The organism is Kribbella sp. NPDC002412 (assembly GCF_053592935.1).
This window is the reverse complement of sequence record NZ_JBSFBL010000071.1, coordinates 24,496-32,078: the sequence shown is the minus strand read 5'-3', so window position 1 is coordinate 32,078 and position 7,583 is coordinate 24,496. Positions and strand designations below refer to the sequence as shown.

8 protein-coding genes are annotated in these 7,583 nt (G+C 69.9%); 2 read left to right on the top strand and 6 right to left on the bottom strand.

The features are described 5' to 3' along the window. A partial coding sequence (locus tag ACWCOV_RS36790) for a serine hydrolase domain-containing protein (protein ID WP_449833988.1) occupies positions 1-831 on the bottom strand: 831 nt, incomplete at its 3' end. Beyond that, positions 828-1,706 (bottom strand): LysR family transcriptional regulator, encoded by an 879-nt coding sequence (locus tag ACWCOV_RS36785; RefSeq protein ID WP_449833987.1) that lies wholly within the window; start codon positions 1,704-1,706, stop codon positions 828-830. The genes ACWCOV_RS36790 and ACWCOV_RS36785, both read right to left, overlap by 4 nt. Positions 1,707-1,810: 104 nt before the next feature. Between ACWCOV_RS36785 and ACWCOV_RS36780 the strand changes: the two genes are divergently transcribed. Together ACWCOV_RS36780 and ACWCOV_RS36775 are read left to right on the top strand one after the other, a co-directional pair. After that, complete coding sequence (locus ACWCOV_RS36780; RefSeq protein WP_449833986.1) at positions 1,811-2,521, top strand: SDR family oxidoreductase; 711 nt, start codon at positions 1,811-1,813, stop codon at positions 2,519-2,521. 10 nt (positions 2,522-2,531) lie between these two features. Beyond that, the gene (locus tag ACWCOV_RS36775) at positions 2,532-3,293 is read left to right on the top strand and encodes an SDR family NAD(P)-dependent oxidoreductase (RefSeq protein ID WP_449833985.1); all 762 of its coding nucleotides are present in this window, start codon (positions 2,532-2,534) and stop codon (positions 3,291-3,293) included. On the opposite strand, the gene ACWCOV_RS36770 is transcribed toward ACWCOV_RS36775, so the two are convergent. From ACWCOV_RS36770 to ACWCOV_RS36755, 4 genes are all read right to left on the bottom strand, one after another. Continuing rightward, the gene (locus tag ACWCOV_RS36770) at positions 3,294-3,659 is read right to left on the bottom strand and encodes a VOC family protein (RefSeq protein WP_449833984.1); all 366 of its coding nucleotides are present in this window, start codon (positions 3,657-3,659) and stop codon (positions 3,294-3,296) included. Between the two features lie 160 nt (positions 3,660-3,819). Then, positions 3,820-5,667: a DUF3352 domain-containing protein gene (locus ACWCOV_RS36765; protein ID WP_449833983.1), complete on the bottom strand. Its 1,848-nt coding sequence runs from the start codon at positions 5,665-5,667 to the stop codon at positions 3,820-3,822. Positions 5,668-5,813: 146 nt separating this feature from the next. Next, the gene (locus tag ACWCOV_RS36760) at positions 5,814-6,446 is read right to left on the bottom strand and encodes a hypothetical protein (RefSeq protein WP_449833982.1); all 633 of its coding nucleotides are present in this window, start codon (positions 6,444-6,446) and stop codon (positions 5,814-5,816) included. A 102-nt stretch (positions 6,447-6,548) separates the two neighbouring features. After that, the gene (locus tag ACWCOV_RS36755) at positions 6,549-7,502 is read right to left on the bottom strand and encodes a hypothetical protein (protein WP_449833981.1); all 954 of its coding nucleotides are present in this window, start codon (positions 7,500-7,502) and stop codon (positions 6,549-6,551) included. Positions 7,503-7,583 lie beyond the last annotated feature (81 nt).

The window sequence follows — 7,583 nt, the reverse complement described above, 5'->3', positions numbered from 1 at the left end:
CCGTCGCGGGTGACGAACGTCACCGGCAGGGTTTCGCGGGCCGGCTTGGCGTCGTGGATTCGCGTCGCCGGCAACCGGCGGCTGCGGCTTCTCGCCGTCCTGGAAGGCGGCGCGCAGCAGGCCGGCGGGGGTCGCCAAGTCCTCGCGCAGCGCCTTGGCCAGCGGCTTGCCGGCAACCTTCTCGATCAGCATGCCGAGGAGCACGTAGCTGGGATTGCTGTAGGTGTACGTGCCCGGCTGCCCGATCGGCGCGGAGTGGTAGGACAACGCCTGCTCGGCCGTCCAGGACCTGTCCGTCGCGGCCTTGATCGCGGCGTCCATCCGGCCGTAGTCGGCGGGGAGATAGTTCGGTACGCCGGACAACATCGCCAGGTGTTGCCGCACGGTCGCGTTGTTGGCGGTCAGCTTGTGCTTCACGTACGTCGAGATCGGCGCGTCCAGGTCGACGCTTCCCTGGCCGGCGAGCAGCATCAGCTCGGCGGCCACGAACGTCTTCGTGATGCTCGCGACCCCCATGGTCGTGCCCGGCCCGATCGCCCTGCCTGCCACATCGACACCGGCCGCGCCGGACCAGACCCACCGGTCCGTGACGACGGCCGCGCTCACTCCCCGCGACGCCGCCTCGTCCCCCGGATTGGCGCCGTACCGGCTGACGACCTTCGCGAGCACGGCCTGCAGCGTTTCCGACTTGCCGGGCTCCAGCGTCGCCGCCGCAGGTTGCGGCCAGCTTGGCGGCGCCTCGGAGGTCGCCGCGACCTGCCCTCCGCTGTCCGCGCCGCACCCGACCAGCGCGAGCCCCACCACCGCCGCAACGATCCCCCACCGTCTCATCCCCCGATGGTGGCACCCCGGGAGTTCACCGCGGCATCCGCGAAGTCGTGGATCAGGCGGGACCGCCGGGACGCGATCCAGGCAAGGCAGACCTTGTTGGCGGCGATGTCGTTCACCGGTACGACGGCCACGTCCGGCCGGTGGTAGAAGGTGGCCACCGACAGCGGCAGGATCGACACCCCGCTCCCGGCCGCGACGTGCTCCAGCTTCTCCTCGACACTGCGCTGCACGGGCACCGGTCGCGCCGTACCCGTTCGCAGCTCCGACGCGATGTCCCGCCACTCCGGTACGGCGTCCGGGGCCTGCAGCAGATGCTCGTCCGCCAGATCGGCGATGTCGATCGCCGGCTTCCCCGCCAGCCGATGATCGGCCGGGACCATCGCGACCCGCGGCTCCTCGAACAGCGGCCGGATGCTCAACCCTTCCTGCGGAATCGGCAGCCGGACGATGCTGACGTCGACCCGGCCGTCGTGCAGCACGTCCACCTGGTCGTCCCAGGTCGTCCGGATCACCTCGACCTCGACATCGGGGTGTACGGCGGCGAACGCCCGAACGGCCGGGGTCACGGTGATACCGGGCATGAAGCCGACGGTGAACGTCTTCGGCCCGCGCGCGGCCCGGACCACGCGGCGCCGCATCGCCTCGGCCGACGCCAGCAGCGGCCGGGCGTCGTCGAGCAACTGGCGACCGGCCGGGGTCAGCTCGGTGGATCGCTTGGTGCGCACGAACAGCTGGACCTTGAGCTCGTCCTCCAGCGCCCGGATCTGCCGGGACAGCACCGGCTGTGCGATGTGCAGGCGCTCGGCGGCGCGGCCGAAGTGCAGCTCCTCGGCGACCGCGACGAAGTACCGGAGCTTGCGGAGGTCGACATCCATAATACCTTCAGGGTATTACAGCCGCCGGAACAGGTCTTGGACGGCGGGGGTGGCGCGCACGCATCGTGGAAGCGAAATCCCGACCACGAAAGGCAGTTCGCACCATGACTCTGCAGGACCAGCGCGTCGTCGTCCTCGGCGGTACGTCGGGTATCGGCCTGGCGACCGCGCAGCTCGCGGCCGCCGCGGGCGCGACCGTGATCGTTGCCTCCAGCAACCCTTCGTCGGTGCAGCGGGCGCTGGAGACGCTGCCCGCGTCGGCGACCGGCACGGCGCTCGACCTGACCGATGCGGCGGCGGTGACGTCCTTCTTCGACGGCCTCGATCCCTTCGACCACCTCGTGTTCACCGCCGGCGAGCCGCTGACGCTGCTCGAGGTCTCGTCGATGGACCTGTCCCGGGCTCGGCAGGCGTTCCAGCTCCGGTACTTCGGCGCGCTGGGCGCGGTCAGCGCGGCTGCGTCCAGGATCCGTCCGGGTGGTTCCGTCGTACTGACGACCGGTGCGGCGGCCGACCGTCCCGGGCCTGGCTGGTCCGTGGCGGCCAGCGTCTGCGGTGCCGTGGACACTCTGGTCCGCGCGCTGGCGGTCGAGCTTGCGCCGCTCCGCGTGAACGCCGTCAAGCCTGGCGTGGTTCGCACTCCACTGTGGACCGACCTGTCCCCGGACGCGCTCTACGACGCGACGGCGAAGACACTGCCGGTGGGTCGAGTGGGCGAGCCGGCGGATATCGCCGCTGCGTACGTCTTCCTGATGACGGAAGGCTTTGCGACCGGCAGCATCGTCAGCGTCGACGGGGGCCATGTGCTCGTGTGAGGGTGGGCCCATGGCACGCGTTCTGGTGACCGGGTCCGCGGACGGGCTGGGTCAGATGGTGGCCCGTGAGTTGATCGAGCAGGGGCACGAGGTGGTGTTGCATGCGCGGAACGCGCGGCGCGCTGACGACGCCATGAGTGCGCTACCGAAGGCCGCTGGCGTGGTGATCGGGGATCTTTCGAGCATTGACGAGACTCGCGGCGTGGCCCGGCAGGCCAACGACTCCGGGCGGTTCGATGTCGTCGTCCACAATGCGGCAGTCGGGTATCAGGAGCCGCGGCGCGAGACGGTCGACGGGCTGGAGCACGTGTTCGCGGTCAACTCCCTGGCGCCGTACCTGCTGACTGCGTTGATCGAGCGGCCCGATCGGTTGGTGTATCTGAGCTCGGGGATGCACGAGGGTGGCGACGTCGTACTGGACGATCTGCAGTGGGTCCGGCGTCGGTGGAGCGGGTCGCGGGCGTACTCGGACTCGAAGCTGCACGACGTGATCCTCGCGTTCGCGGTCGCCCGGCGCTGGCCCGCCGTACTGTCGAACGCCGTCGATCCGGGCTGGGTCCCGACGCGGATGGGCGGCCGCGGCGCGCCCGGCGACCTCGGCCAGGCGCACCTCACGCAGGTGTGGCTGGCGACGGCGCCGAGCACGCCGAGCGGCGGGTACTACTACCACCTGCGCCCGCACGCGACCCACCCGGCGGCCGCGGACCCCGAGGTGCAGGACGCGTTCCTCGAGGTCTGCGGCTCGCTCACCGGGGTGCCGTTCCCCGGCTGATCACTCCTGTACGACGTACAGCGTGTTGCCGTCGGGGTCGCGGAAGGTGAACATCGGCGGGACGTCGGGCCAGAGGATCAGCTCGTCGGTGTCGACGCCTTCGGACTGCAGATGCTTGTGCGCGGCGGCCGCGTCGCCGGTGACCAAACGGACGCCGGTGTCCGTCGGGCCGTCGCCCGCGCCTGGGGTGAGCGCAAGGTTGGTCGGAGAGCCGGGCGGCGCAACGACGATCCAGCGCCCGCCGATCGCGGGCAGCGGAGCATCCATCAGCAACTCGAACCCGAGCGCCCCGGTGTAGAACGCAAGCGCACGATCCTGATCCCCAACCGGGACACCAATCGTCCGGATACCGGTGAAGTGGTTCATCTCTACCTCCTGATGGTGGGTGCTTTCACCAAGGGGTAGAGACAGCGCCAGAGATTTCGACATCCCCGGGCCGGAATGTTCTTCACACCGCCCGAGCCACTGCGAAAGGGCGAAGCCCCGGACGGCTGCACGGCGGCGGTCCGGGGCTTCTTCGGGTGGGTTACTTCGCGACCACTCGGAGGCTGAACTCGGCCTTGCCGTCGCCGGTCGAGCGGACGACGTAGCCGCCCGAGCGCAGTGCTGCCAGGTCCTTGTTGGAGCTGAACTCCCGGCTCAGCGAGCCGGCTGCCTCGAAGTCGATGTAGCCGATCGTCACCGCGCCCTTGGTGTCGGGCAGGGCCTGCTTGAAGGTGTCGGTCCCGCCCAGGTTGCCGCCCTTCAGCACCTGGTCGGCGTACGACTGGTCGGTGGCGACCACCAGCGAGTCGTCGTCCTTGGCGGTCTCGATCGGGATGTTGCCGTTCGCCTTGCGACGCAGCAGGTCGGTGAGCTTCTCCACCACCGGCTCGGCCTTGGCCGGGTCGGTCTCCATCCGGGCCGCGATCTTCGGGCCGTTGCCGGAGTCCTTGTCGATGGCGACCGCCAGGTTCTTGCCGAGCAGGCTCTTCAGGTCGTCCGGCAGGGTCAGGCCGGTCTCGTCCTGGAACGCCTCGGTCATCTGCTGGAGGTTGCCGTTCGAGGCCTTCTCGACCTGCTTCCACATCGTGTCGACCAGGTTCTCGCCACCGGAGATCGCGATCGCGCCGGCCGTGGTCTCGGGCAGCTGACCGATCAGCTGGCCGGCGTCGGCGCCGTCGACCTTGACACTCTGGTCACCGTGGGCGACGCCCTTCAGCTGGACGTACGACGAGTCGAACCGCAGCGCGGCCGCCATCGACGCGTCCGAGATCCCGGCCAGCTCCTCGGACTCGACCTTGCCGGAGATGTCCGCGATGCCCTTCATGTCGGCCCAGACCGAGGCGAAGCCCTGCTCGCCGAGCGCGCTCATGTCCGCGCTGAACTTGGCGTTCTTCTCCAGCGGATTGTCCTTGCTGGTGGCAACGGCCTGGTCGACGGTGGCCTGGTCGTCGGCGAGCAGCACATAGCCGTTGCTGAACGCCCGGCCCGGCTTCTTGTCCTCGTTCGCCATCAGCTTGTCCAGGCCCTTGGCGGCCTCGTCCTCGTTCTTCACCTCGACGGCGACCACGACGACCGGCTCGTCCTTGCCGTCGGCGGGCGGCAGCGCGGCCAGGCCGGCGCGTTCGCCGAGCCACGGCTTGACGTCCTTGTCGTAGTCCACGTCGGCGAGGTCGTCACCGGCGTACTTCTTGATGCTCTCGAACAGCTTCTGGCGCAGGTCGTCCTGCTCGCCGGTCAGGCCGAGGTTCTCCTTCACCGACGGGAACTTCAGCAGGTACCGGATCGCGGCGACCTTCTGGCCGGCCGACGGGTTCAGGTCCACGCGGGCGTAGGCGACCGCGTTGCCCGGCAGCACCGCGGCCGGCTGCTTGCCGCCGTTCAGCTTGGCGTAGGCGAAGATGCCGCCGCCGGCGACCACCAGCACCATGGCCAGCGCCGCGACGATCGGGATCAGCTTGCCGCGCTTCTTCTTCGGCTCCGGCTGCCACTGCTGCTGTCCCGGTCCGAACCCGGGACCCTGCGGCGGCTGCCCACCGACATGCATCTGCTCGTACGACGACTGCCCACCAGGCTGTCCGTACTGCGGCGCACCCTGCTGGTACTGCGGCTGCTGCGGCCCACGCGGCGGCTGCCCGTAGTGCTGAGGCTGACCCTGCGGACCGGGCTGACCCGGCTGCTGGTACGGCGGCTGCCCAGGCTGACCGTACTGAGGCTGACCCTGCGGGCGAGCCTGCTGCGGCTGGCCCTGCTGCGGGTACTGCCCCTGGTTGCCCTGAGCATTCATCGGCGGACGCGGTGCGCCCGGCCCCTGCGGACCGCCGTACTGGTTCGGGTTCTGCGGACCGCCCGCACCCGGGTACTGCGGGTTGGGCGGATAGTTCTCGGACATAAGCTCCCTCGCGTGGTCCCAAGCGGCCTCACCCGCTGGGCTAGGTCGTGCCCGGTGCTCCAGCGCCTCCTGCGCGGCACTCGGCACGGCATCTCGCCGAGCACCTGCTCGCGACGGCGCCGGAGCACCGGGCACGACCAGTCAGGCTAGTGCACCTGCGGCGAGGACTCTGACGTGCCAGGTTGCGATGTGGTTGCAACCGGAGTTGTGGTCGGCTCGGCACGCCAGGTCGTGGCGGCGATGATTGCGGCCGCCAGCGCCGCACCGACCAACCATGCCGCAGCAGGGGTCCACGTGTGCAGCTCGAGTGGGGCCGAGACCAGGTCACCCGGCTTGGCGGCCTCCAAGCGCGGCTGGAGCGGGTCGTGGCCGAGCAGCATGCCGACGCCCCACGCGACCCCCGAGCCGAGCACCGCGCCGAGCGTGACGATCGCGACCGACCACGGACCGTAGTTCCGCAGCCACCAGAACAGCGCGCCACCCAGCACCAGCGCGACGAGGAACCCGATCGCGGTGAAGGCGCCGTCCGGCCCGAACACCCGGGTCATCTGCTCCTCCCCCAGCGCGCCGCCCTGCTCGTCCACCGTGTACTGCGCCAGCGGCGAGAACTGCTGCCACGCCCACCCGGCCACCACGCCGGCGACCAGGAACCCGATCACGGTCACCGCGATCGCCTTCGCCCACGGCATCGCCGGCTCCTGCGGCGGCGGCGTACCGAAGGGAACTCCCGACGGCGGCGGCAGGTACGGCGAAGGCTGAGCAGACTGGGGTTGCGTCACCTCGACAGTGTGCCGCACCAAGTCCAGCAACCCTCAACTGGCCCGAAAACGAACGTCCCGCACACCCTCGGCGACCGGGAGTGTGCGGGACGTTCAGCAGTACTACTCGCCGACCAGCTGGGAGTAGTGCGTGGTGAGCGACACGTGGTTGACGCCGTTGAAGACGCCGGGGATCTTGCCGTACGACGTGATCGCGGTCGCGGCGCCGTTCGCCTTGCTCATGGCGTACAGGTAACCGGACTGGGTGTCGTGGTCCACGCCGGCGACGAGCGAGCCACCGCGGGTGCCGCAGCCCTCGACGACCAGCGACTCGTAGGCGGCCCACCCGGTGCTGCGGATCAGCTTCAGCACCGGCTTCGCGCCCGCGGCGACCGGGATGCGAACGGTGTAGAGCGCACCGGCGTTGGTCGTCATCAGCAGTGTGTCGTACGTCGCGGTCTCGCTGATCACGGTCATCGCCTTGAAGCCCCGGAAGCCGGGCAGCGGGCCGAGCGACCGGAAGCCGGTGCCGACCATCTGGTACCGGTACAGGCTGCCGTTGGTGTTCAGGCCGTACAGGTACGCGTGCCGGGGCTGCGCGACGCTGTAGTTGGACGTGGCGATCGACTTGAAGGTCGACCAGCCGGGCCCGACCTTCTTGAAGGTGGGCACCGGGTTGCCCTCGTCCGGCAGGTACGTCGTGTGCCGGTACAGGTTCGCGCCCTGCAGGAGCAGGCCGTAGTAGTAGAACTGGGTGCCGGCGGCGTTCACGGCGCCGTACCAGGTCGCGTTGGCCCGGGTGCCGACATAGTTGAACGGATCCCAGGAGAAGCCGGCCGGCGGCTTGCCGGCCGTCGCGTCGATCTCCTGCATGGTGCCCGCGGCGGTGGGCACACCGATCCAGATCTGGCACGCCTCGCTGACGGCCAGGGCCCGCACCGACTGCGGGTGGGCGACCTTGTCCGAGAAGTGCGGCTTCGGGTCGGCCTGACCGGTGGCGGCGGCCGGAACCGAAGCGACCGTCGCGGCGAGCAGGCCGACGGCGGCGAGTGCAGGCGCGAAGCGCTGCAATTTCATATGGAGTTCCCCCTCCAGAAACGTCTCGAGAGCTCGAGATCGCGCCGACTATAGCTGACGGCACAGACAACCGACGACCTG